The organism is Glutamicibacter sp. BW77 (assembly GCF_002332285.1).
GTDB classification, from domain to species: Bacteria; Actinomycetota; Actinomycetes; order Actinomycetales; family Micrococcaceae; genus Glutamicibacter; species Glutamicibacter bergerei.
Genome location: NZ_NRGT01000076.1, coordinates 1 through 25478, shown reverse-complemented (window position 1 = coordinate 25478; position 25478 = coordinate 1). Strand labels below are relative to the sequence as shown.

General features: G+C 54.6%; 22 protein-coding genes. 11 read left to right on the top strand and 11 right to left on the bottom strand.

What is annotated here, in order from left to right:
* Positions 1–45: 45 nt before the first annotated feature.
* Entirely contained in the window at positions 46–921 is an 876-nt protein-coding gene (gene map / locus CIK74_RS15540; RefSeq protein ID WP_096257117.1) for a type I methionyl aminopeptidase, read from the bottom strand.
* A gap of 112 nt (positions 922–1033) precedes the next feature.
* On the opposite strand from map, the gene CIK74_RS15535 reads away from it, so the two are divergent.
* Positions 1034–1228, top strand: coding sequence for an SPOR domain-containing protein (locus CIK74_RS15535; protein ID WP_229677107.1), 195 nt, complete (start codon positions 1034–1036; stop codon positions 1226–1228).
* Positions 1229–1292: 64 nt separating this feature from the next.
* Here the strand turns inward: CIK74_RS15535 and panB are convergent, their stop codons facing one another.
* Positions 1293–2129, bottom strand: a complete 837-nt coding sequence (gene panB / locus CIK74_RS15530; protein ID WP_096257116.1) for a 3-methyl-2-oxobutanoate hydroxymethyltransferase — start codon at positions 2127–2129, stop codon at positions 1293–1295.
* Positions 2130–2266: 137 nt separating this feature from the next.
* On the opposite strand from panB, the gene glnA (CIK74_RS15525) reads away from it, so the two are divergent.
* The 4 genes from glnA (CIK74_RS15525) to CIK74_RS15510 all read left to right on the top strand — a co-directional run bounded on the left by glnA (CIK74_RS15525) (position 2267) and on the right by CIK74_RS15510 (position 7788).
* Positions 2267–3607: a type I glutamate--ammonia ligase gene (gene glnA / locus CIK74_RS15525; protein ID WP_096257115.1), complete on the top strand. Its 1341-nt coding sequence runs from the start codon at positions 2267–2269 to the stop codon at positions 3605–3607.
* 50 nt (positions 3608–3657) lie between these two features.
* Positions 3658–6684 (top strand): bifunctional [glutamine synthetase] adenylyltransferase/[glutamine synthetase]-adenylyl-L-tyrosine phosphorylase, encoded by a 3027-nt coding sequence (locus tag CIK74_RS15520; RefSeq protein WP_096257114.1) that lies wholly within the window; start codon positions 3658–3660, stop codon positions 6682–6684.
* Between the two features lie 8 nt (positions 6685–6692).
* A complete protein-coding gene (locus tag CIK74_RS15515) occupies positions 6693–7199 on the top strand; it encodes a DUF1990 domain-containing protein (RefSeq protein WP_096257113.1) in 507 nt (168 codons plus the stop codon).
* Positions 7200–7320: 121 nt separating this feature from the next.
* Entirely contained in the window at positions 7321–7788 is a 468-nt protein-coding gene (locus CIK74_RS15510; RefSeq protein ID WP_096257112.1) for a nucleoside deaminase, read from the top strand.
* Here CIK74_RS15510 and CIK74_RS15505 read toward each other — a convergent pair.
* On the bottom strand, positions 7785–8153 hold the full coding sequence (locus tag CIK74_RS15505) for a hypothetical protein (protein WP_096257111.1): 369 nt from the start codon (positions 8151–8153) through the stop codon (positions 7785–7787). The genes CIK74_RS15510 and CIK74_RS15505 overlap by 4 nt on opposite strands.
* 125 nt (positions 8154–8278) lie before the next feature.
* Entirely contained in the window at positions 8279–9703 is a 1425-nt protein-coding gene (gene glnA, locus CIK74_RS15500) for a type I glutamate--ammonia ligase (protein ID WP_096257110.1), read from the bottom strand.
* Positions 9704–9943: 240 nt separating this feature from the next.
* On the opposite strand from glnA (CIK74_RS15500), the gene CIK74_RS15495 reads away from it, so the two are divergent.
* Positions 9944–10381, top strand: a complete 438-nt coding sequence (locus tag CIK74_RS15495; protein ID WP_096257109.1) for an RDD family protein — start codon at positions 9944–9946, stop codon at positions 10379–10381.
* 71 nt (positions 10382–10452) lie between these two features.
* On the opposite strand, the gene CIK74_RS15490 is transcribed toward CIK74_RS15495, so the two are convergent.
* The 3 genes from CIK74_RS15490 to lipB all read right to left on the bottom strand — a co-directional run bounded on the left by CIK74_RS15490 (position 10453) and on the right by lipB (position 13073).
* On the bottom strand, positions 10453–11196 hold the full coding sequence (locus tag CIK74_RS15490) for a DUF4191 domain-containing protein (protein WP_096257108.1): 744 nt from the start codon (positions 11194–11196) through the stop codon (positions 10453–10455).
* Between the two features lie 156 nt (positions 11197–11352).
* Positions 11353–12354: a lipoyl synthase gene (gene lipA, locus CIK74_RS15485; RefSeq protein ID WP_096257107.1), complete on the bottom strand. Its 1002-nt coding sequence runs from the start codon at positions 12352–12354 to the stop codon at positions 11353–11355.
* A 32-nt stretch (positions 12355–12386) separates the two neighbouring features.
* The gene (lipB, locus tag CIK74_RS15480) at positions 12387–13073 is read right to left on the bottom strand and encodes a lipoyl(octanoyl) transferase LipB (RefSeq protein WP_256382740.1); all 687 of its coding nucleotides are present in this window, start codon (positions 13071–13073) and stop codon (positions 12387–12389) included.
* Between the two features lie 66 nt (positions 13074–13139).
* Here lipB and CIK74_RS15475 point away from each other — a divergent pair, with 66 nt between their 5' ends.
* Positions 13140–14651: a protein kinase gene (locus tag CIK74_RS15475; protein ID WP_096257105.1), complete on the top strand. Its 1512-nt coding sequence runs from the start codon at positions 13140–13142 to the stop codon at positions 14649–14651.
* A 69-nt stretch (positions 14652–14720) separates the two neighbouring features.
* Here CIK74_RS15475 and CIK74_RS15470 read toward each other — a convergent pair whose 3' ends face one another.
* From CIK74_RS15470 to CIK74_RS15455, 4 genes are all read right to left on the bottom strand, one after another.
* A complete protein-coding gene (locus CIK74_RS15470; RefSeq protein ID WP_096257104.1) occupies positions 14721–15071 on the bottom strand; it encodes a hypothetical protein in 351 nt (116 codons plus the stop codon).
* Positions 15072–15180: 109 nt separating this feature from the next.
* Positions 15181–16941, bottom strand: coding sequence for a 2-oxoglutarate dehydrogenase, E2 component, dihydrolipoamide succinyltransferase (gene sucB / locus CIK74_RS15465; RefSeq protein WP_096257103.1), 1761 nt, complete (start codon positions 16939–16941; stop codon positions 15181–15183).
* 158 nt (positions 16942–17099) lie between these two features.
* Positions 17100–18479: a dihydrolipoyl dehydrogenase gene (lpdA, locus tag CIK74_RS15460; RefSeq protein WP_096257102.1), complete on the bottom strand. Its 1380-nt coding sequence runs from the start codon at positions 18477–18479 to the stop codon at positions 17100–17102.
* A gap of 252 nt (positions 18480–18731) precedes the next feature.
* The gene (locus CIK74_RS15455; RefSeq protein WP_096257101.1) at positions 18732–20246 is read right to left on the bottom strand and encodes a leucyl aminopeptidase; all 1515 of its coding nucleotides are present in this window, start codon (positions 20244–20246) and stop codon (positions 18732–18734) included.
* Positions 20247–20476: 230 nt separating this feature from the next.
* Between CIK74_RS15455 and CIK74_RS15450 the strand changes: the two genes are divergently transcribed.
* The 4 genes from CIK74_RS15450 to CIK74_RS15435 all read left to right on the top strand — a co-directional run bounded on the left by CIK74_RS15450 (position 20477) and on the right by CIK74_RS15435 (position 25360).
* Positions 20477–21451 carry a PAC2 family protein gene (locus tag CIK74_RS15450; protein WP_096257100.1) on the top strand — a complete coding sequence of 325 codons (975 nt, stop codon included), beginning with the start codon at positions 20477–20479 and terminating at the stop codon, positions 21449–21451.
* Positions 21452–21513: 62 nt separating this feature from the next.
* Positions 21514–22719 (top strand): MFS transporter, encoded by a 1206-nt coding sequence (locus tag CIK74_RS15445; RefSeq protein WP_240520562.1) that lies wholly within the window; start codon positions 21514–21516, stop codon positions 22717–22719.
* A 28-nt stretch (positions 22720–22747) separates the two neighbouring features.
* Positions 22748–23887, top strand: a complete 1140-nt coding sequence (locus tag CIK74_RS15440; RefSeq protein WP_096257098.1) for a DUF4192 domain-containing protein — start codon at positions 22748–22750, stop codon at positions 23885–23887.
* Between the two features lie 252 nt (positions 23888–24139).
* Complete coding sequence (locus CIK74_RS15435; RefSeq protein WP_096257097.1) at positions 24140–25360, top strand: RNA polymerase sigma factor; 1221 nt, start codon at positions 24140–24142, stop codon at positions 25358–25360.
* Positions 25361–25478: the final 118 nt, after the last annotated feature.

The window sequence follows — 25478 nt, the reverse complement described above, 5'->3', positions numbered from 1 at the left end:
TGGGACTCGGCCTGCGCTGTTTCACGATGTTGTAGCGCTTAGCAATTATGGGAGCGTAAGGATCTCAGCGCCCTCGTTGGTCACCAATAGCGTGTGTTCAAACTGTGCGGTGCGCTTTTTATCGCGGGTAGTGACCGTCCAGTCGTCTTCCCACATATCCCATTCGGTGGTGCCTAAGGTGAGCATCGGTTCGATTGTGAACACCATGCCGGGTTCGATGATGGTGTTATAGGCCGGTGCCGCATCGTAATGCGGAATGATCAGGCCGGTATGGAAAGCCTCACCGACGCCGTGTCCGGTGAAATCGCGGACCACGCCGTAGCCGAAACGCTTCGCATAGCTTTCAATGATGCGCCCGATGACATTAATTTCCCGGCCGGGCATTACCGATTTAATAGCGCGCTTCAGCGACATTTCGGTACGTTCAACGAGTAACCGGGATTCTTCGTCAACGTCCCCAACGAGGAATGTTGCGTTGTTATCCCCATGCACTCCACCAATGTAGGCGGTGATATCAATATTGATGATGTCGCCATCTTGGACCACGGTGCTGTCTGGGATGCCGTGGCAAATAACTTCATTGAGTGATGAGCATAAAGACTTTGGGAAACCGCGGTATCCCAGGGTGGAAGGATAGGCCTTGTGGTCCATGAGGAACTCGTGTCCCAGGCGGTCAAGCTCATCGGTGGTTATTCCTGGCTGGCAGGCTTTGCCTACTTCGGCCAATGCCTGAGCGGCAATGCGCGAAGCAATACGTATTCTTTCAATAACTTCAGGGCTTTTCACCTCTGAGGCAGTATTTTCCGCCGGGGCCTTCTTGCCCACATATTCGGGGCGTTCAATATCGGCCGGGACACTAAGTTCGGGAGAGATTGTGCCGGGAGTCAAGGTTCCAAGAGGTGCAGTTGCGACAGTAGCCATATAAACATTCTAACTACGCAATGAGCACAACATACGCTTTGAAGATCAACCGAACTGCGTGAGATTGAGCTAGCGTTGAGTCATCAAGATCCAACGACCCGAGGAGCTTACGGTGAGCGAGACTTCCATTTCAGAAGAAGGCAAGTATTGGTACAACGTATCAACGGGAAGTATTGAGAAGGGTCCACAGTCCGATTGGACGAAACTTTTAGGCCCCTACGATACTGAAGAGGCGGCACGCAACGCGATGAGCAAGGTGCAGGCTCGTAACGAAGCATGGGATGCCGAGGACGAAGAAGAAGCCTAAATATGCAGAACCCGCGTAGGGGAGTATTTCCATACGCGGGTTCTTCGTTTAAGCGCCAAGTCGCTTATTCTTTGAATTCGTAGTCGGCAGATGGGAAAGCACCGCTGACGACTTCCTGATGATATTGGCTTACCGCCGACGAAATCACCGAACGAAGATCAGCATATTTTTTGACAAAACGTGGCGTGCGGTTCGCTCCTAAGCCCAGCAAATCCTGCCACACCAAAACCTGGCCGGTGGTCGCGTTGCCCGCACCAATACCAATGGTTGGTACCGTCAACACTTCATCAACCTTCGCCGCGACAGGGCTCGGAACCATTTCCATGAGGATGGTGAAAGCGCCTGCGCGCTCTAGAGCTTTGGCGTCGGCGATCATGCTTTCGGCCGCGTCTCCACGACCTTGGATCCGGTACCCACCCAAAGCATGTTCAGACTGCGGGGTGAAACCGATATGTCCGATCACTGGCACTCCAGCTAGCACCATGGCACGGACGTGTTCAGCGAACTCGTGGCCACCTTCGATCTTCACCGCCTGCGCGCCACCTTCTTTCATCAGCCGCACAGCAGTGGCGACAGCCTGTTGGGCAGACTGCTCATAAGAGCCAAAGGGAAGATCTGCGACAACCAAAGCACGCTTGGTACCGTTTGAAACTGCCTTAGTGAAGACGATCATTTCGTCCACGGTAATTGGCAGGGTCGAATCGTAACCGATCACGGTATTCGCCGCTGAATCACCGACAAGTAGGATTTCGATCCCGGCTTGGTCGAAAATTTCCGCCATCATGACGTCATATGCAGTTAACATGGCAAACTTTTCGCCGCGTTCTTTTGCCTGCTGTAGATGGTGAACCCGAATGCGCGATGGGCCTTTGTCGGGGTCAGAAAGATATGGTTGTGGCATAGAAAAACCTTATCGCACTTATACCCTGCGATGCGGGGGGCGAGATCGGGGCTTAAAACGTATAGTCTTGCAACAAGTTGTTTAACTCCCTGCCGTGATCAGCGCGGGAATCAAAGATTTTTATAAGGCGGTGAATTATGGATCGTCAGCAAGAATTCGTGCTGCGCACCATTGAAGAACGAGACGTTCGATTTGTGCGTATGTGGTTTACCGACGTGGTCGGTTCCTTGAAGTCTGTTGCACTGGCTCCGGCTGAAGTAGAAGACGCTTTTGAAGAGGGACTAGGTTTTGACGGCTCCTCGATCGACGGGCTGTCGCGCATCTCCGAGTCGGACATGCTGTTGCAACCGGATCCTGCGACCTTCCAGATCTTGCCGTGGCGCGGTGAAGTAGAACCCACCAGTCGCATGTTCTGTGACATCCTCACCCCCGAAGGTCAGCCATCTAACGCGGATCCACGTCAAGTGCTCAAGCGTCAGCTGACCGAAGCCGCTGATATGGGCTTTACCTGCTACACACATCCAGAGATCGAGTTCTACCTGCTAGAAAGTAGCAAACTGGACGCGCAAGGACGCCCGCAGCCAATTGATAACGGCGGCTATTTTGATCATGTGCCCGACGGAGTTGGGCAAGATTTCCGTCGCGCCTCGGTCACGACCTTGGAAGCTCTGGGAATCTCGGTAGAGTTCTCCCACCATGAGACCGGTCCTGGCCAGAATGAAATTGATTTGCGCTACGCGGACGCGTTACAGACCGCGGACAACATCATGACCTTCCGTACGGTGATCAAAGAAATGGCGATGCAGAAGGGCATTCATGCAACCTTCATGCCCAAGCCGTTTTCGGATCAGCCAGGCAGCGGCATGCACACTCATTTCTCGCTCTTCGAAGGCGATTCAAATGCGTTCTTTGAAGCCGGCCGTGAGTACCAATTATCTGATGTCGCCCGATCATTTATCGCAGGCATACTGCACCATGCGCCAGAAATGACGGCAATCACGAACCAGTTCGTGAATTCCTATAAACGACTTTGGGGCGGCGGCGAAGCTCCAAGTTACCGTTCCTGGGGCCATAACAACCGTTCAGCTTTGGTGCGCGTGCCACTGTATAAGCCGGGTAAAGGCCAAAGCGCACGAGTGGAATATCGCGGTATCGATTCGGCAGCGAACCCTTACTTAGCGTATGCAACACTGCTTGGCGCCGGGCTGAAGGGGATTCGCGAGAATTACGAGCTAGAGGAACCAACCGAAGACGACGTGTGGGCATTGTCCACCGCCGAACGGCGCGCTTCGGGCCACGTTCCGCTACCGGGTACCTTGCATGACGCGCTGAAGGCTATGGAAGAATCCGAATTCATGGCCGAGGTACTTGGCGAACAGGTCTTCAACTCATTCTTAGCGAATAAGCGAGCAGAATGGGAAGAATACCGTCAGGTAATCACCCCTTTTGAGCTCAACAAGTATTTGGGAATCCTCTAAAACGCACGTCACGCGCACCTTGTGGCGGCAGCAGGAGACACACGAAAAACATGGCAGAAGTATCCTCACGTGCACTGATCAACGCTGGCTTCAGCGATACCGAACGCGCGAAGAAATTCCTTGAATCAGAGGAACTAGCGCAAATTGACCCGGTGCTTATTGTGAGGATGATGGCGCACGCGCCGGACCCAGACCAAGCACTGTTACTGGCCTTGCGTTTGGTAGACCGCCATCCGGAAGCTGCAAGTATTTTCCGCGAGCCTGAGAATTGCCTCGCATTGGTCCGTCTGCTTGGCGGGTCTTCGGCTCTGGGAGAGTTTCTCATCCGGTGTCCTGAAGCATTGGACATTGTGCGTGAGGCTCCGAGCAAAACCTTTAAACCGGTCAGCTTGGAAACTATGCGTAGCGCCATGCTGGAGTCTGTCGGGGCAACCCGAACGGCCAATAATCATTGGATTTCCTCCAGCATCGGTGCTGATGCGCGGCAAAAACTCCGTGCAAGTTATCGTAAGGCCCTGCTGTCCTTGGCATACCGTGACCTTGGAGCTGCAGACCCGCACGAAATTCTTCCGCTGGTTGCCGCAGAACTGGCAGATATGGCTGGCGCAGTGCTTGAAGGCGCATTGGCGATTGCACGCGCTGAAGCCTCCGAGCAATACAGTCCGGAGGACGTTGACTGCGTCAAGCTTTCTATTATTGGCATGGGTAAATGTGGCGCCCGGGAACTGAACTATATTTCAGATGTTGATGTCATTTACGTGCATGGAAGCACTCCTCACGTAGATGAGGATCTGGCGGCAGCCATTGCCACGGTTCTTTGTGGCAACACGGCACGGGTCATCATGACTCCGGGCCCGGAACCGATGCTTTGGGAAGTTGACGCAAATCTGCGCCCCGAGGGTAAAGACGGTGCGCTGACGCGGACCTTGTCGTCGCACGAGGCGTATTACAAACGATGGGCACATTCTTGGGAGTTCCAAGCCTTGCTCAAAGCACGTGCCATCGCCGGAGATACCGAGCTGGGCCGCTCTTATGAGCGCATGGTCTCACCGATGGTGTGGTCGAGTTCGGAACGCGAAGGTTTTGTGGAATCCGTTCAAGCGATGCGCCGCCGGGTGACAGATCATATCGACAAGGAAGAAATTCCTTGGCAGATTAAGCTCGGTCCAGGTGGGCTACGTGATGTGGAATTCACCGTGCAGTTACTGCAGCTGGTCCACGGACGAGTTGAACCGTCCATTCAGGTTCCAACGACCACGCTAGCGATTCGGGCCATGAGCGAAACCGGCTATATCAGTCGTGAAGACGCCAAAAACTTCGACGAGTCCTACCGGTATTTACGCCTGCTAGAGCACCGTATCCAGTTGAGCCAGCTTCGGCGAACCCACCTGATGCCACGCGTCGAGGGCGCCCAGCGCGTCCTTGCCCGTGCGGTGCGCGGGGTCGGCGATTTACAAGCCACCAATCCCGAGCGGTTACTGCGCCGCTGGAATGAGACCAAACGTTTGGTCCGTTCCCTGCATGAGCGTATTTTCTACCGGCCACTGCTGGTCACTAGCTCAAACCTTTCTGCAGACCATGTCCGGTTGACTCCAGAATCGGCTCAGGCACGATTGCGAGCCTTGGGCTATTTGGATCCGAAGGCTGCAATGCGCCATATCGAAGCGCTCACCGGGGGAGTATCGCGCCGTTCTTCACTGCAACGACAGTTGTTGCCCGTGTTGTTAGATTGGTTCGCTCACGGTGTAGACCCGGATGCCGGGCTACTGGGGTTTCGCCGATTGAGTGAGGCCCTGGGCAAATCGCCTTGGTTCTTAGGGATGCTACGCGATACCAACGCGGCCGCCGAGCGGCTGAGCCATCTGTTGTCCAACACTCGCTTCCTTACCGACCTGTTGGCTAATGAGCCTGCTGCGGCGGCTTGGCTGGGTTCTAACGCAGCCTTGATACCGCAGTCCTATCAGAGCCTGCAACAGCAGAACGCCTCCATCATTCATCGGACCAAGCAGCCAGAAGCGGCAATTCGACAAATTCGGCTGGTACGCCGACGCGAATTCTTGCGGGTAGCTCTTGCCGACGGGGCTGGACTGTTGAATGTCTCGCAAGTTGGAGAGGCACTTTCGAATATCGACGGAAATATGATCGATGGTGTGCTGAAGGTATTGCTCAATGCTGATCAACAAAAGCATGGTGAGCATGCGGTGATTACCGTGATTGCCATGGGCCGGCAAGGCGGTGCAGAAATCGGTTATGGTTCGGACGCTGACATGCTCTTTGTCCAACGGCCCATGCCCGGCGCGAGCGCACAAGAATCGCAGGAACAGGCACTACGAGTGGTCACGGAGCTGATTTCTTGGTGTGTGAAACCGCTGAAGCCAGCGATCCCCGCCGAAGTAAAGCTCAAAGTTGATTCGGATCTACGCCCCGAAGGTCGCGCCGGGATGCTTGTTCGCTCGCTTGACGGATACGCAAAATACTACGAGCGGTGGGTGGAAGTTTGGGAACGGCAGGCGTTACAGCGTGCCCGTCCTTTTGCCGGTGACACACAGCTTGCCGAAGACTTCATTAAACTTATTGAGCCAGTTCGCTACGGTAAGGGACTTGAAGAGTCTGAGATGAAAGACATCCGTAAGATCAAGGCACGTGTGGAGTCCGAAAGGCTTCCACGCGGAGCGGATCCTAACCGGCATCTTAAACTTGGTCGGGGGTCACTATCTGACATTGAGTGGTTGGTGCAGTTTTACCAGCTTCAGTACGCCTGGAAACATGCCTCCTTGCGCACACCAGCGACCCGCAAAGCACTTGATGCGATGGCCGGACTAGAACTGATCAGCGAAGAAGATGCCGAACTTTTGGACTACACCTGGTCAATGGCTACCCGTATTCGCAGTGCCGAGATCATCACTTCGGGACGCTCCAGCGATGTGCTTCCACGGTCCGCCCGCGATATGGAGGCAGTAGCGCGTTGGTGTGGTTACGAAGCAAATCAGGGATCTGCTCTGGAAGAAGATTATCTGCGAGCTACGAGACATTCTCGGGCGATTTTTGAACAACTCTTCTACGGCTTCGAAGACTAGGTCAGACCTTGAAAAACCAGAACAAAACGTCGTTGACCGAACCGTCGAACAGTAGCTGGGCACCAAGCACGGAAGGGTATGCGTGCTGGGCAAAGAGCATCTACATCGGCCAAGGCGTTGAGCAGTGGCGGTGGGCCTGCTCTCAGTTGCTGAGCTGGGGAATCAAAACGCGCAGTGGTTTTCGGGTGACTCCCGCCGTGCCGGTAGTACCCGGACAAGAACCAACGATCAGCGTGCACGCCCTAGGGCTGACGGTACTAGAACCGGTTCGGGTGATAGCGGTAGTGAACACCGAATACCGCGTGGGTTTCGCTTATCAAACACTTCCCGGACATCCGGTCTGCGGGGAAGAAGCATTTGTTCTAGAACGCCGTGATGAGAATATTTTCCTCACCATCAGGTCATTGACCAAACCTTCATCTGCTCTGCCGTGGCGAGTGCTGTATCCGTTGTTACGTGTAGCGCAAGTTCTGGCTCGGTGGCGGTACTTTCGTGCGTTGAAGCTCAAAAGCTAATAAATAACTCATCAACGAGACTCCCCGTTTATCGGAGATTTTGCCTAGACTAGCGTCAGGCCTCAGGGTCAGCTGAGCACCAAGTATTATTCCTACAACAGAGTATGGAACGGTAGAAGAAATGGACGAGCGATTCATGCGTGAGGCCGTGGAGATGTCTCGTCGCGGTATGCAAGCAAATCAGGGCGGCCCTTTCGGCGCAGTGGTTGTGAGGGCCGGCGAAATCATCGCTACGGGCACCAACCAGGTTACCGGATCCAATGATCCTACCGCCCATGCCGAAGTGGTCGCGATACGTAACGCCGGCACAAAACTGGCCACCTTTGATCTTTCAGATTGCGAACTCTACACAAGCTGCGAGCCCTGCCCGATGTGTCTGGGCGCAATCTATTGGTCGCGTTTTAGGCACGTCTACTACGCCAATACCCGGGTTGACGCCGCGGGCATCGGTTTTGATGATGAGCTGATTTATACCGAGCTCGACAAGCCAATGGGGGAGCGGCTTATCCCATTCACGCATGCGCCCCTTGAAGCGGCCGCGGAGGTCTTTACCGAGTGGACCATGAAAGAAGAAAAAACCCGCTACTAACCGCCCCGGTATGGGGTAAGCCTTGACTCGACATCTGGCCATGGCACGATGATTCGCTCTGTGGGCGCCAATGCTTTGGTCAGTAAGGCGTCGGCGACTACGATGCCATGAGCCGAGACCTCAATGATGGCTAATGGCACCTTTTCACTGGGGTCCACGACATGTAATGCCCATTGGTTGGCAAGCTCGCCGATTCCACGCTCTAAAAGCAGCTCTTCGCCGTCCATATAGTCGCATGCAACGAGTACCGGGTGGCCAAGGACTGAGCGCGGGCACACCTTGTCGTAGGCTTCGTCCAGCGGCTCCAGATAGCCCACGATTTCGTTGTCGTCGCGTTTGACCGCTAGCCACGTACTGATGTCCATGACTCCACGCTATGTCAGACAAGCTCCACGTGCTAAGTCTTATGGCTTATTTGATTCGTTAACGCAGAAGGCCTGTCCCAGCGGGACAGGCCTTCAGTTAGCGGTTGGCTAGCAGGTGTGAAGAATTAGCAACCGTAGTAGAGCTCGAACTCGTATGGGTTCGGGCGCAGGCTCAGTGGCTTGATTTCGTTTTCACGCTTGTACTCGACCCAGGTGCGGACCAGGTCCTCGGTGAACACGCCGCCTTCGAGCAAGAACTCGTAGTCGGCTTCTAGAGCCTTCAACGCGTCTTCTAAGCTCTCTGGAGCGCGCTGGATGTCCTTGGCTTCCTCGGCAGGAAGCTCGTAGAGATCTTTGTCGATTGGGTCCGAAGGCTCGATGCGGTTCTTGATGCCGTCCAAGCCAGCCATGAGCTGTGCTGCGAAGGCCAAGTATGGGTTCGAGGATGCATCAGGTGCACGGAACTCAATACGCTTTGCCTTAGGGTTCGAACCGGTCACTGGGATACGGATACCTGCGGAGCGGTTGCCCTGCGAATAGACCATGTTCACTGGAGCTTCGTAGCCCTTGACCAGACGACGGTAGGAGTTCACCGTTGGGTTGGTGAATGCCAGCACCGCCGAAGCGTGCTTCAGCAGGCCACCGATGTACCAGCGAGCGGTATCGGAGAGTCCTGCGTAGCCCTTTTCGTCGTAGAACAGTGGCTCGCCCTTGGCCCACAGCGACTGGTGCACGTGCATGCCCGAGCCGTTATCGCCGAAGACTGGCTTTGGCATGAAGGTTGCTGACTTGCCCCAGGCATCGGCGACGTTCTTCACAACGTACTTGAAGAGCATCAGTTCGTCGGCTGCGTGAACCATGGTGTTGAACTTGTAGTTGATCTCAGCCTGGCCGGCTGCGCCGACCTCGTGGTGGCTGCGTTCAACTTCGAGACCCACGTTGTCCAACTCGACACAGATGGCGTCGCGCAGATCTGCCTGCTTGTCGGTTGGCGACACTGGGAAGTAGCCACCCTTGTAAGGGGTCTTGTAACCCTGGTTGCCGCCCTCTTCCTTGCGGCCGGTGTTCCAAGGCGCTTCGTCAGAGTCGATCTTGTAGAAGGCGCCCTGGGGGGTGGACTCGTAGCGGACGTCTTCGAAGATGAAGAATTCTGCTTCTGGAGCAAAAACTGCCGTGTCTGCGATACCGGTTGACTCTAGGTAGGCTTCGGCACGCTCTGCAACGCCACGTGGGTCGCGGTGGTAAGGCTCACCGGTGCGTGGGTTGATGATGGAGAAGTTGAAGGCCAAGGTCTTCTCGATGCGGAACGGATCAACGAAGCCGGTGGTGACATCCGGGATCAGCTGCATGTCGGAGTCGGAGACTCCAGCGAAACCGCGGATGGAGGAACCGTCAAAGAGCTGACCGTTGACGAAGAAGTCTGCGTCCACGGATTTTGCCGGGACGTTGAAGTGCTGCTGAACGCCTGGTAGATCGGTGAAGCGGACGTCGAGGAACTTGACTTCTTCCTCGGCAATGTAGGCCAAGACTTCTTCTGGACTGGTAAACATGTGCAGGTTACTCCCTGTTGAGATATTGGTTTGGTAAACGGAACGATCACACAAGTGAATGTGACCGGTTCTCTTGCTTACCTAGTAATCTTACCTAGAATCCGTTTCACAATGGTGTCTCGATTGTTTCGGCCACGTTACATAGGAATAGTTTGGGCGCGTCGTGCCCCGTCAGTGGGTGCAATGTGACTCGTAACAAACTGATGAGATTCACACAGTTGCCCCCGATACACTAGGTATGTGGAACGTAAAGACTTTAGCTCGTGGCTTGAAGGCCCCCCGCAATTAAACTCCCAAGAATGGCCGGGGCAACGATTAGGCCGTCCCGAAAAGGGCGCCGGATCGATTGGACGCTTTCCCCGAAGAGTCGGTGCACTCTGCCTAGACTGGGGACTGTGCATGTTGCTCAGCTGGTGGCTATTTGATTTTAGAGATCTGGCGACCTTGTTGCTATTCCTTGCCGGGCAGATGATTGCCGTAGGTTTCACCGGTCACAGTATTGGGCATCGTACCTTTGGGCTTCAAGTTCAGTCGATGGACGGAACCGCGGTGAAGCCGCTGGCCGGAGTGATTCGATCGGTTCTGCTGTGTTTAGTAATTCCTGTGTTCTTCTCAGACACAGACCAGCGAGGATTCCACGATCGAGCCGCCAAGAGCGTTCTAGTGAATATCCGCTAGAGAATTTGATGTAGTTCAGACACAGAAAAACCGCACTAGAAATTCTAGTGCGGTTTTTCTTTTGACCGAGATTAGCGAGCGCGACGGTTAGGTCGTGCACGATTCGGGTCGATGCCCTTAGGGATCGGCAAGCGGTTTGCGGTCAAGGTAGTCAGTCGCTTATCAACTGCGCTGATTTCCAGTTTGGTAATCGATTTAGGAAGCTTCTTCATCTTCTTGCTCACGTCAACCAGATCAGTCTGGTCTTCGCTCTGGCCAGCGTTGATCACATGAATCGGAACGTTTGGCAGCACGCGAGAAATACGCTTACGCTCGGAAGTCACCAAATCGCGAACGCGGTTGGTTGGACCTTCGGTAACAAGTACGACGCCTGGGCGTCCGACTGCCAAGAACACTAAGTCCTGGTGACGGTTAAACGCTACTGGCTCATCCTTCAAAATCCAGCCTCGACGTAGCACGCTCATTGCTGCTCCGGCGGCGCCTGGACGGCCTATAAGCTGTGCGAACGCAGCTTTCTCGGCCCGTCGGGACAAGATGAACAGGGCGGCAAGTAAGCCGAGCGGGATCGCGATAATCAGCAAGGTGATCCAGTTCTGGATCAGAATGCCGATGATCAGACCTACAACAATGACACCAAGGAATGCCAGAAGCATCCACCAAACGACCATCGGGTCATTACGGCGGGTCATCTGGAAGACCTGGCCCATTTGCTTTAGGCGACCGGGCTCTTTATTTTGTTTTTCAGCTTTGGGTTTACGCGAAAACAAACCACGCTTCTGCTGCGCGGCCGCATCGTTATCGGAGTTTTTGGCCATAGTGCTTCAATTCTACGCGATCTAACTGGCTTATTTTTCTGCAGGGCTCTTTACAAGAGAATTTACTTGGTTTTGGCACTGTACGCGACAAAGCGTCGGACCCAACAGCCGATTTTTGCGGCTGTTGGGTCCGACGAAATAAAACTCTCGTGTTGCTTAGCGACTAAGTAGCGAAGCGGCTTCCTGTCGGGTAGTACCCGAAGATTCAATGTTGGACAATGCTTCAGGGATCTCGCGACCCTTCTTGCGCATTGCACCGGCCCAGAGTCGGCCAGCACGATACGAAGAACGTACTAATGGACCGGACATTACACCGGAGAATCCGAGTTCTTCGGCTTCTTGTTGCAGTTCGAGGAATTCTTGTGGCTTCACCCAGCGGTCCACTGGCAGGTGGCGCTCGGTAGGGCGCAGGTACTGGGTAATGGTCAGGAGATCGCAACCGGCTTCGTGCAGGTCACGCATGGCTTCGGAGATTTCTTCACGAGTTTCGCCCATACCCAAAATCAGGTTCGACTTCGTAATCAAGCCTCGCTTCCGGCCATGGGTGATGACATCCATGGAACGTTCGTAGCGGAAGGCCGGACGAATACGCTTGAAAATACGTGGAACGGTCTCGACGTTGTGGGCGTAGACCTCAGGTTCGGAATCGCAAATGGCATCCAAATTATCTGGTTTACCCGAGAAATCTGGGATCAACAGTTCCACACCGGTGGTGGGGTTCATCTTGTGTACCTGGCGTACGGTCTCGGCGTAGAGCCAGACACCCTCGTCTTCGAGATCATCGCGAGCTACGCCGGTGATCGAAGCGTAACGAAGGTCCATTTTCTTGACGCTCATGGCCACCTTGAATGGCTCTGAACGATCAAGTGCGGCAGGCTTGCCAGTGTCAATCTGACAGAAGTCACAGCGACGGGTGCATTCTGAGCCACCGATAAGGAAGGACGCTTCGCGATCTTCCCAGCATTCGAAAATATTTGGGCAACCGGCCTCTTCGCACACCGTGTGTAGGCCTTCGGACTGCACGAGATTTTTTAGCCCGACGTATTCGGGGCCGATTTTCAGTTCTGCGCGAATCCACTCTGGCTTGCGCTCTACAGGAGTCTGGGCGTTGCGTTTTTCGACGCGCAGCAGTCGACGGCCTTCAGGTTCAATGCTCATTAAAGGGTCCTTCTACGTTTGAAATCTTGTGCTTAGACGACTTGTGGAGTGAGCAGACGCTCAAGTTCCTCTTGTACCCGATCAACGACGTCGTTGGGGGAAACCGTCTGGCCTAGTTCTTGGGAAATTGTGGTGACGCCAGCATCGGTGATGCCGCAGGGGATGATCTGGTCATATGCAGTGAGATTATTCGAACAGTTGAGCGCAAACCCGTGCATCGTGACTCCACGGTTGATGCGGATACCAATAGCGGCGATCTTTCGGTCTTGCTCGCCGTTAACTCCTGGTACCCAAACGCCTGAGCGACCTTTAACCTGTACGGTCGGGATTCCCATTTCATCGATAACGTTAATTAACGCCTCTTCTAAAGTCTCAACGTATAGACGAATCGCGCTGATCTTCTTGAGTTTTACGATCGGATATCCGATGAGCTGGCCCGGGCCATGCCAGGTTAGCTTTCCTCCACGATCAACGTCGACAACGGGGGTGCCATCAAGTGGTAAATCTTCAGGTTCGGTCCTCTTGCCGGCGGTATACACCGCCTCATGCTCAAGAAATAGGACTCTTGGGGTCTGTTCATCGGCTGCTACAGCATCGTGCAAATTTTGCTGATAATCCCATGCTTGCATATATGGAATTAGTTCCGTGCCGAGTCCGACTCGTTCGAATTCGATCGCCATATTGGCAACCCTACGCCTTTTGGAACACTGCCTGCTAATTGGCTGGCGAGGGCTTCGCTGTGGATAACTTCAACGCCTTTTTCGATTTTGCGTTAGAACTGAACCATGAGTGATTCAAACAATTTACTGGCGTGGCCGACCTGCCCGGGGTACGTGACGGTGCGACCGCTAAATGCCAAGTCACCATGCAAAGTTTGGTTAATGCGTCGTGACTCAGATCAGAGTTACATGGTGTTGAAGATTTCCTCTGAGGCAGAACGTATTTGTTCCTTGCGGCAGAAACAGGTTGAATCAGCAAGGAAATATGTCGTCGATTTTTACGGTACTCTCACAACACAATTAGGCGCCGGTATTCTCATGGAGTATTGCCCGGGCGGTAGCCTGGCTCAGCTTCTTGAAGAGCGCGCCCCATTTTCGTTGGGGGAGTGCGTCACTGCCTTGGCCCCGATTGCCCAAACCCTCTCCGCACTACATGCCAGTGGACAGGTGCATGGGGATGTATCAGCGAGCAATGTGCTGCTCACGGCCGAGGGTATGCCAAAGCTGGGGGACTTCCAAGAGGCTCGAATTGCTAGCGACCAGAGCGTAGGTTCGGGCACACCTGGATTTATGGCACCAGAAGTAGCCGCATGCCAAATCGAATCTCGCGTAGGTGAGCAGGATGTTTACTCACTCGGAGCTTGCCTCTGGTTTCTACTCGAAGGTACCGCGCCGCCAGAGCCAGGGCAACGTCCTCCCATTACGGTGATCTTCCCCCAAATACCGACACTCATACACGAATTGATGCTGGATTCTTTACATCTAGATCCTCGTCAGCGCCCAACAGCCGAACAGTTTGCTAGAACATTGTTTGCAGCTGCACAGGCCGAACCAATTGATTGGCAACATTGCACGCCGACGGACTCGACTCATTTGATGGCAACCGTTCACCCCGAAGTGAAATCGAAACATGCGCGGGTCAAGCTACGGAAGGTGAAAGGTCCCAAAAAACCATCCTCAGCTGCGCAGTCCCACTGGCAAGAGCACGAGCTACATCAAACCCCAGGACGCAGCAAGGTGTATTTGACTGTCGTCGGCGGAATCTCGCTTATCGTCGTCAGTATCCTGGGTGTGAATCTCATGGGGGATCAGCGGAATAGCACCAAAGCAGAGAACACGGAACCGGCTGTACCGGTTGAAGACTGCCGGATACAAGACGCTGCGGTGGTCCCGGCCTGTGCGTTTTCAGCGGATGTCGTCATTGCCAACTTCCTGAAACTCTCCGGCGAACGAGATGCAGCTTTGGAAGCTAAAAACATCAAGGCTTTAGCGAGGATCTATCCGCCTGCCTCGGAGCAGTTGGAACGCGACAAGCAAATGCTCGACAGCTTGGCAGAGTTGGAGCTAGGGCTCAGTGGGTTGAATACGACGCTGGAAGACATTTCAATCATGGCTCGTGCACATCCTGACACCGTGATACTTAGCGCAACCTCGACGCAAGAAGCCTATGACTATATCAATGCAAAGGACCAAGTGGTTCATCGTGCGGCGAGCGGAGCACATGAACGTATCCAGGTGGAACTCAAACTCGTTGAAGGGCAATGGAAAATTGGTAAATTACTTGGCCGTGGGGCATGACAAAGGCGAGGCATCCGTGAAACGTCGGAATACCTCGCCTTTGACTAAGACCAGGGGCTTGCGTTGGGGTTAGACCCAGAGCACGGCGATCGCGATATTGATCAGAGCCATGCCGCCTGTGGCGTGAGCAAGTCCGGTAGGAACTTCCTCGCCGGCCTTGATCTTCTTGCGACCCAAGAATGCAGCAACGGCGATGATGATCGCGATAACGACCTTAACGCCGATCTTGACGTGGTTCACATCCCCATCGTTAGCCTCTGCCATACCCACCAAAGCTAGGCCGGTGACGAGCTGGGCAATCGCGCCATACCACTGCCAAACGTTGACGGTTGGAGTCTTGAAGTTAGCCAGCCAGCCGCCAAAGATCGCTGCTGCGCCGAGAATATGCAGAAAAACTAGAAAGAGAGTTAAGAAGGTCATGACTCTAGCCTAATTGATTTTCGACGAATTGTAGAAACGACGATCGCCCCTCCCGAAGTATCGGAAGGGGCGATCGTTGAGCTAGCTATTCTAAGCCGATTTGGGAGCTTTACAGACCCAAGTCGCCTTCGAAAGCGCCACCCTCAAGGCGAGCCTTGAGAGTCTGCAGGAAACGACCTGCATCGGCGCCGTCAACTAGACGGTGATCGTAAGTCAGGCACAGGTACATCATGTGGCGGATGGCAATCGAATCGTTGCCGTCTGCGTCCGTGATAACCATTGGACGCTTCACGATCGCACCGGTACCCAGGATTGCGACCTGTGGCTGGTTGATGATCGGGGTGTCAAATAGTGCGCCAACCGAACCAATGTTGGTGATCGAGAAAGTGCCACCGGAAAGCTCATCCGGACCAATCTTGTTGGTACGGGTGCGCTCTGCAACGTCGGCAATGCGCGAAGCCATACCGGCGAGGTTCAGATCGCCCGCGTTCGAAACGACAGGAACCAGCAGGCCCTTGTCGGTGTCGACAGCAAATGCCAGGTGCTCGGCATTGTGGTAAGTGATCTGCTGAGTCTCTTCGTCGTACTCGGCATTCAGCTTCGGGTGTGCCTTCAATGCTTCGGCAACTGCCTTAGCAATGAATGGCAGGTAGGTGAGGTTGACGCCGTTGACTGCCTTGAAATTGGTCTTGGCAGAAGCACGCAGCTTGACCACGCGGGTCATATCAATCTCGTGAACCTGAGTCAGCTGAGTGGAGACCTCAAGGGACTCGCGCATACGACGGGCGATAACCTGACGGATGCGTGGGGCCTTCGCGGAGGTACCGCGCAACGATGAAGCTTCGACAGCCGGTGCGGCTGCTGGCTTGGTTGCTGCTGGAGCTGGAGCTGAAGCAGCTGGTGCTGCAGCTTCCTTGGCGGCCACTGCGTCGAGAACGTCCTGCTTACGGATGCGTCCACCAACGCCGGTGCCCTTGACCGAGGCGATGTCGATGCTGTGCTGGTTAGCCAAGCGACGTACCAATGGAGTTACATAGCCAGCGTCGGAGTTGTTCTCAGCTGCTGGCGCTGCAGGAGCTTCGGCCTTAGCGGCTGGAGCTGATGCAGCAGGAGCGGCTGGAGCCTCTGCCTTTGCTGGTGCCTCTTCCTTGGCAGCTGGTGCTGGAGCGGCCGGAGCCTCTTCCTTGGCAGCTGGTGCTGGAGCGGCCGGAGCCTCTTCCTTGGCTGCCGGAGCAGCGCCGGCGGCACCGATGATTGCAAGGACGGCACCAATTTCGGCGGTGTCATCTTCGGCTACGCGGATTTCCAGCAAGGTGCCAGCAACTGGCGATGGAACCTCGGTGTCAACCTTGTCGGTGGAAACCTCAAGTAGTGGCTCGTCGACGGCTACTTCTTCGCCAACTTCCTTCAACCAGCGGGTGACGGTACCTTCGGTAACCGATTCGCCCAAAGCTGGGAGGGTGACTTCGGTGCCGGTGCCGGTGCCGGTGCCGGAAGCTGCTGGAGCCTCTTCCTTAGCAGCCGGAGCTTCCTCTTCCTTGGCGGCTGGTGCTTCTGCTTCTGCAGGAGCTTCCTCAGCAGCGGGTGCCTCTTCTGCGGCAGGAGCCTCAGGAGCTGCTTCGCCGGAGCCAGAGCCATCGCCAATACGAACTAGAGGTGCGCCAACTTCGGCTTCCTCATCTTCGGCGACAAAAATTTCTTCGATAACGCCAGCAACAGGTGATGGAACCTCGGTGTCGACCTTGTCGGTGGAAACTTCCACCAATGGCTCGTCAACCTCTACGCGGTCGCCGACCTGCTTCAGCCAGCGGGTTACCGTACCTTCGGTAACGCTTTCACCCAGTGCGGGTAGGTTTACGGTCTCAGACATCTTCCCGTATCTCCTCTTAAATAAAGCTTGAAGTGTGGTTTGGGTGGGCAACTAGTTACTTGTGCACACCCACAAACCGATGAATGGAGGCGTTGCCTCCGAGCTTAGTACACCGGGTAGCGCGTGTGAACGTGCTACCCGGTGAACTATCAGCGAAATTAGCCGTGTAGTGGCTTGCCAGCCAGAGCCATTGCGGCCTCGCCTAGCGCTTCGTTCTGCGTTGGGTGTGCGTGGATGAGCTGTGCAACATCCTCTGGGTATGCTTCCCAGTTCACGATCAGCTGTGCTTCACCGATCTGCTCGCCAATGCGACCGCCAATGCCGTGAACGCCCACGATTGGACCGTTCTTGACGCGAACCATCTTGATCAGGCCGGAGGTGCCCAGGATCGAGGACTTGCCGTTGCCAGCCAAGTTGTACTCGGTGGTTTCGATCTGGTCCTCGCCGAACTTCTCCTTAGCCTTAGGCTCGGAGTAACCAACCGAAGCGATTTCTGGCTCGCAGAAAGTTACCTTCGGGATGTTGATGTCTTCAACGATGGTTGGGTTCTGTCCGGCGATTTCCTCGGCTACGAAGATGCCGTGCTGGTAACCGCGGTGGGCCAACTGTACGCCTGGGACGACGTCGCCAATTGCGTAGATGTTGCCAACGCCAGTGTGCAGACGTTCGTTTGGAATGATGAAGCCGCGATCCAGGGTGATGCCCTGCTCTTCGAAGCCCATGTTCTCGGTGACCGGGCCGCGACCCACTGCAACAAGAACGATTTCTGCTTCCAGAACCTTGCCGTCAGCCAGCGAGACCTTCACACCGTTATCGTCCTGCTCTACCTTCTCGAAGAAGACACCGGTGTTGAACTTGATGCCACGCTTCTTGAACGAACGCTCAAGGGTCTTGATAATGGCTGGGTCTTCGTTTGGTACCAGTGAAGGCAGACCTTCAACGATGGTGACGTCGACGCCGAAGGACTTCCATACCGAAGCGAACTCGACACCGATGACGCCGCCACCGAGCACGATTGCGCTCTTTGGCATGTCAACCATGTTCAGCGCTTCGGTGCTGGTCAGTACGCGGCCACCGATTTCCAGACCGAAGGTCTTGGAAGTCGAACCGGTAGCAAGAACGATGTTCTTCCCCTTGTACGCGACACCATCTACGTCAATGGTGTCCTTGGAGACTAGGCGTCCGTTACCTTCGATAACGTTGACCTTCTTCATCTTCAATAGACCCTGAAGACCCTTGTGCTTGCCGGCGACGATGCCGTCCTTGTACTTGCGTACGCCACCGAGGTCAATTGACTCAAGCGACGAGTTGATGCCGTATTTGGCACCTTCGCGAGCATTCTCGGCGAGTTCTGCTGCATGCAGGTACGCCTTAGTCGGGATACAGCCGGTGTGCAAGCAAGTGCCACCGACCTTTTCCTTCTCAATCAGTCCGACGGTGAAGCCCAACTGGATGGCGCGCAATGCGACCGAGTATCCAGCGGAACCGCCGCCGAGGATGAGGACATCAAATTCTTGCGTTGCTGCCGAATCGGCCACGTGAACGCTCCCTCGTAATAGCTAAGTGAGGTCGGCCATGGCCGACCAGGGGATCGGGTGGTGAACATATTCGCCCACGTCCGAGGGCGCGAGTAAAAATTCACCGGTGATGTTTCAAAACTTACTTTAGTACCGTCAATGCACCAGAGTCATCTTGAGTTGGCTAAAAGTCGGCCATATCTCGTATTTTGGCACACATTCCGGTGCGGGCTATGACATCGCCCGCACCAGAATGTGTTCTAAAAGGCATTTTTAGCGGGTGCCAGACATCTTCTCGGCAAATGCCACGAGAGTGCGCACCTGCGATCCGGTGCCGTTTTTCGGGGTGTAACCCCACGCGGAGCCTTCGTTGAAGGCGGGACCTGCGAAGTCAATGTGCGCCCAAGGGATCTTCTGTCCATTGGTTTCACCCACAAATTCTTCCAAGAACACCGCGGCGGTCATCATGCCACCCATACGCTCGCCAATATTTGCCAAGTCGGCAACCTGAGAGTCGATGGTCGGACGAAGTTCCTCTGGCAGTGGCATGGCCCAAGCGAGCTCGCCGACGGCGTCCGAAGCGGCTACCAAATCGTCACGAACTTGCTCATTGCCCATAATGCCTGCGGTGCGCAAGCCTAGGGCAAGCATCTGTGCTCCGGTCAACGTTGCAATGTCAATGAGTACGTCTGGTTTCTCGAGACTTGCAGCAGCAAGGCCATCGGCCATCACTAAACGACCTTCGGCATCCGTATTGAGTACCTCTACGGTCTTGCCACCAAACATGGTCAGCACGTCGCCGGGACGGGTGGACGCTCCACCTGGCATGTTTTCGGCCAAGCAAAGCCACGCGGTGACCTTCAGATCCAAGCCAAGTTCTGCCACGGCCGCGATGGTGTTGTATACGGCGGCGGCGCCGGACATATCGGATTTCATCGCGTGCATTCCGGCGGCTGGTTTGATCGAGATGCCACCGGTGTCAAAAGTGATGCCCTTACCAATCAGAGCCAAATGTTTGGCCGCCTTGGACGGCGAGTACTCAACCTTGACCATGCGAGGCTGACGGACCGAACCGCCACCGACGCCCATTAGACCGCCGAAGCCTTCCTTGGTTAGTCGCTTCTCATCAAAGACGGTGACCTTCAACGGCAAAGATTTGGAATGATCCTTCACCGCGCTGGCAAACGACTCTGGGTACAGGATGTTGGCCGGAGCGTTGATCAGGTCTCGGGTCCCACGCACGGCGCGGCCGATGACCGCGGCACGCTTGAGCAAGCTCGGCAGGTCCTTGGAGGTAGCCACCGCTGTAGCGATGAATGCCTCGGTGAGCACTGGCTTGTCGTTCTTCTTCGAACGGAAATTCTCGTAACGGTATGAGCCCAAGGCCACGCCCTCGGCCACTGCGGCGACCTGTTCGATGCTGTCGGCTGGCAAAGCAAAGATTGCGGTCTTCGCGTTGGAAAGCTGTCGCGCTGCCGAACCGGCTGCGCGGCGTAGTTTCTCATCGGTCAGTTCACCTAGGTCCTTCACACCCAGCCCGATGAAGAGGATCGTCTTGACCTTGGTGCCGTCAACAGCGGGAAGCAGAGTTACCTCGTCGGCTGAGCCTGCGACGTTGAGTGTGAGCAGCGACTGCTCCAAAGCTGCGGTGGTCTCGGCAGCAAGTGGAGAAGCGGCAATGGATACCTTGTCGTCCTTTTTTAGGACACCCAAGATGAGCGTGTCGGCGTTTTTCCGTTTGATGTCTGCACCAATGGCGGTCAACGTGAGATCACTGGAGTTGATCACAAAATCATTCCTTCTATGCCTTTGTAGGGTCTAAGGATGGTTCAGCCCATGAGGATAACCGGTAGATGGAGCCGGTGAGCTGAGTATTTCCTACACACGATGTTAGCCGAAGGTTGCACTTCGGCGTGCCTCACTTCACAGCGAGCGAAAGGGCAAACAGCTAGGATGGTTCCTTGAGCTGCAAGATTTTGTGGCCGTAGAGGCAGTAACCGGAAACAATTGAGGTGTGAATGTCCAAGGAACCGTTGATGACTCTGGTCAGCACCAACCTGGACGATCCCAGCTTGCAGGGTTTGGGCATGTACGTTTCTTTGCGAGGCGCCTCCGACGCTGGGCACGCCCACGATTTAGTCTGCAACGAGCTTTTTGCGCACCTCAAATCCGAGCTATACGCGCGCTTCGACGCCGACGAACTGGTGGTTTACAGTACTCAACGTCCACGAGTGACGTTCATCGGTGACCACTTCGCAGGCTATCAAGAGCCGCGTTTGGAAATTTATCTGATGACCGATGAGCTGGACCGTAAGTTCTGGTTTTTTGCCGGCGTCGAACCGGATCTGCGCTGGGAGCGAACCATCGCAGAACTACTAAACTTTATTCAAGCTTTCAACGTGAATCTGGTGATTGGTACCGCATCCTTACCGATGCCTGTGCCGCATACCCGTCCGGTCGGGGTGACCGCTCACGGAAATCGCAAAGACCTCATCGAAAATATATCTACGTGGAGCCCGACGGCTGAAACTCCCTCTGGCCTCACCTCCTTATTGGAAATTCGGCTCAACGATGCCGGTCGTGACGTGGTCGGCTATTCGCTCCACACACCGCACTATCTGGCCGAAGCTGAATATCCTGCCGCAGCTGTAGCGGCATTAGAGCACGTCGGAGCGGCTTTAAAATTGGCGCTTCCGACCGAAAAACTGCGTGAAGCTGGCCGACTGATCGAGTCTCAATTGGCGGAACAACTCGAAGGCAGCAACGACGTTAAACAAATGGTTCTCGGTTTCGAGAAGCGATTTGACGCGCACGCTCAGGAACACGATCGGCGTTCGCTGTTGTTGGACGAAGACGAAAGAATCCCGGACGCCGATGAGCTTGGTGCAAGTGTTGAAAATTTCCTTGCCACCATCGAAGACAACGCACAGTGGCTAGATGCCAACCGAGAGCCCCGGGATAACGACTCCACATCGGGTGACCCCGACCAGTGATTCAGACGCATCTAAATTCGACGCGCTCATGGATCATTTTCTGTGCTGGAATTTTTGCCTATATGGCAGCGGTCTCTCAACGCACAAGCTTCGGTGTAGCGGGTTTGCAGGCTACCGAAAGATTTGATGCAACAGCGCAGATTTTGGCCTCATTTTCGGTGGTGCAACTTGTCGTTTATGCCGGAGCACAGGTGCCCATCGGTTTACTGCTGGACAAAGTGGGCCCTCGAATCTTGATCATCAGCGGGTCGGTGTTGATGGCGATGGGGCAGGCATTCCTAGCTATCTCTACCAACGTACCGATGGGACTCGTTGGGAGAATCCTTGTTGGCTCGGGCGACGCCATGGTGTTTGTCTCCGTACTGAAGCTGCTGCCCCTATGGTTTTCAGGCTCTAGAATTCCGGTACTGACCCAGCTTGTTGGAACCTTTGGCCAAATGGGCCAGCTTGTCAGTCTTTTTCCGTTTCACTTGCTTCTTGTTCAATTCGGATGGACACCTGCTTTTTCGGTGATGTCAGGTTTAGCCCTAGCAAGCTTGCTCATTGCCGTGTCATTGATACGGAACGGTCCTGGATGGGCGCACCTGAGCACCAGTGCGCCAATGCGTACCCGGGATCGGCTGAGCGCAGCTTGGAAACAACCAGGCACACGTTTGGGTTTTTGGACTCACTTCACCACCTCATTTATGCTCAACGTCTTCCTTCTTTCCTGGGGGTACCCGTTCCTCGTACAGGGTCAAGGACTCGATGGCGACTTCGCCTCTGCCCTGATGTCGATTTTTGTGGTTGTTGCCATTTTGTATGGGCCATTTCTTGGCGCGCTGACCGCTAGATACCCGGACAAACGTTCCAACTTTGCTCTTGGTGTGATTGCAGCGATGACCCTCATGTGGGCCGTAGTACTGTTCTGGCCGGGTGCCGCACCGTTATGGGTGCTGATTCTTTTACTTGTTGCTGTCGCAGCAGGCGGACCGTCCTCAGTCATCGCCTTCGACTTCGCGCGCACTTTTAACCCGCCTCATCTTATGGGTACGGCCGTGGGGTTGGTAAACACCGGCGGTTTCTTTGGAGGCTTCGTCACGATCTACTTGGTCGGTGCGATCATGGACTGGCAGTATGTCGCGAACGGTTCAAACGGTGAATTGTATAATTTGCCAGCATTCCGAATCGCCCTCTTGGTGCAGTTTGTCATGGCATTTATTGGAGTCACTTTCATGCTGATTGAACGCGGCAAAGCACGCCGACAAGGCACAAAAATTCCGGCTTAAATAGTTCTCCACAGCACGTGCCGAAGTCATGATGCAGCGACGCCTTCAGGCGCATTGTGGGGATATGACTACAACACCAGAACGCCAGCCCCTCTCGCTCTCTGATTGCGATGACGTGCTGGCTTACATACCCCATGCACTTGGATTTCATCCGCAAAATTCATTAGTGCTCCTGCTCATTGTTGGGCAAAGACTTGAAGCGACGCTTCGTGTCGATTTGCCGGGCGAAAGCCATCCGGAAGATCGTGAGGCGTGGCTGGGGCAAGTGCTCAATTTGTTACATCGTTTGCCTCAGGTGCGTAGCCTCGTGGCCGTTGTGTACGCGCCGGATAGTTCCCGCAATCCCCGTAATGTTCCATACCGGCAAGTCATCGGTGAACTTGACGAAGCCCTCGAATACACCGACATTGATCTGCGTCAGGCATGGTGTCTGTCTGGCGATCAGGTCTGGGACTACGCCGATGACGATGTAAAAATAACTTTTCCGCGTCCAAACGTTGCCTTAGGAAACACGAACCTTTCGCTGGTGCTTGCAGGATCGGCACCATTAGACCGTCCGTGGGACGGAACCGGGATCGAAGAATGGGGCAACGCTGAAGAGATTCGACTACTTGCGAAGTCTCTTGCTCTAGACGTACTGGAAAGCCTTGAGCAATGGGCTGACGTCCTAGATATGGATGAAATGCGAGCAAGAGCATTCCTTCATTCATCGAAGTCGGGAGCAGCTCGCATGCTTGTAGGCCTCCACAAAAGAATCATTCGCGACGTTCTGCCCTATCTTGCTGGCGTCGGTGCCGAACAAACCATCATCATGGCAGAACAACTATGCCTCAATTCTGGAAAAGACCAAGCTAAACCTTTGGCAGATTTTCTTTTGGGACGAGGATGGCAAGGCCCAGACTGGAGACGCATAGAACGGCTTTGGTCTATTTCTCGAGATTTATTGGGAGTCGCTCGTGCTGAAGAACGTCACGCCTTGTTATGTATCTTGGCGTGGATCGAATGGGCGCGCGGGCGCGGCTCGATGGCGATCATGTTGTTAGACAGAGTTCTGGATGAGCAGGGCGACTATCGTCTGGCCCAGTTGCTTCGTGAATTGATGAATAGGGGAGCCATGCCCGAATGGGCAACGGATGAACTTCGCGCCTGGAGAGCGCGGATGGGGTAGTAGACGCGCGGGAAACTTGCCCAAGTGGTGTCTGTGGGCGAATTAGTGGATAATGAAAAAACAGACCCGGTTAGGTTCGAGATGTCTAAGTTCGAAAAACATAGTTTTGGGAACATTAGACGTGGTTGGTGCGTTGATAACAATGTACCCACCGTCGCGTTGAGTCACTGATTACAACGCATTCGGACTTGACAGGGTCATAGTGGTGTTACCGGCAGGTGCATCCGGAACGCATCGTTAGAAAGGTTATTCGTGTCATCTTCTGAGACGAACGCTAATCGTATGGCAACTGAGGCAGAGACCGAGGAATCGGTAAAGACCCCTGTCGCGAAAAAGCGCGCTACCCGTGCGAAGGCTACGCCTCGCACCAAGAAGACTGCAGCTACCGAAGAACCGGTAGAGAACGAGCAGGGTTCTGAAGAGTCCGAAGACGATTCTGAGTCGGGTGCTTCTGACGCAACTGGCGCCAAGGACGGCTCGGCAAAGGAAGAGGAATCCAAGGGATTCACTTTGTCTTCAGCCGATGATGATGCTCCTCAGCAGCAGGTCATGGTGGCCGGCGCAACCGCCGACCCGGTCAAGGACTACCTAAAGCAGATCGGTAAAGTCGCTCTGCTAAACGCTGAGCAGGAAGTTGATTTGGCTCTGCGTATTGAAGCGGGCCTTTTCGCTACCGACAAGATCAACAAGGATGATGGTTCGATGGATCAGCGCTTGCGCTGGGACTACGAGCAGATCATCCACGACGGCAAGATCGCCAAAAATCACCTTCTAGAAGCAAACCTTCGACTGGTAGTTTCGCTTGCGAAGCGTTATACCGGCCGTGGCATGCTTTTCTTGGACTTGATCCAGGAAGGTAACTTGGGTCTGATCCGTGCGGTGGAGAAGTTCGACTACACCAAGGGCTTTAAGTTCTCGACTTACGCGACCTGGTGGATCCGTCAGGCCATCACCCGTGCCATGGCCGACCAAGCACGTACGATTCGTATCCCTGTGCACATGGTTGAAGTCATCAACAAGCTGGCTCGCGTCCAGCGCCAAATGCTTCAGGATCTCGGTCGCGAACCGACTCCAGAAGAATTGGCTAAGGAACTGGACATGACCCCTGAAAAGGTTGTCGAAGTTCAGAAGTATGGTCGTGAACCAATTTCCTTGCACACCCCACTGGGTGAAGACGGAGACTCTGAGTTCGGTGACTTGATCGAAGACTCTGAAGCGGTCGTTCCAGCTGACGCGGTGTCCTTCACCTTGCTACAGGAACAGCTGCATTCGGTTTTGGATACGCTGTCCGAACGTGAAGCCGGCGTTGTCGCCATGCGCTTCGGACTGACCGATGGCCAGCCGAAGACCTTAGACGAGATTGGCAAGGTTTACGGTGTTACCCGTGAACGTATTCGTCAGATCGAATCGAAGACCATGTCGAAGTTGCGTCACCCATCGCGTTCACAGGTTCTGCGCGATTACCTAGACTAAACATTTTGAAGCAATGCGGTCTCCCAACCTTTTCTAAGGCTGGGAGACCGCATTACTTTTAACTAGTCGAGCCAACGAGTGATTCATTAAAGCAATAATGTGATGTCTCAAGACACCG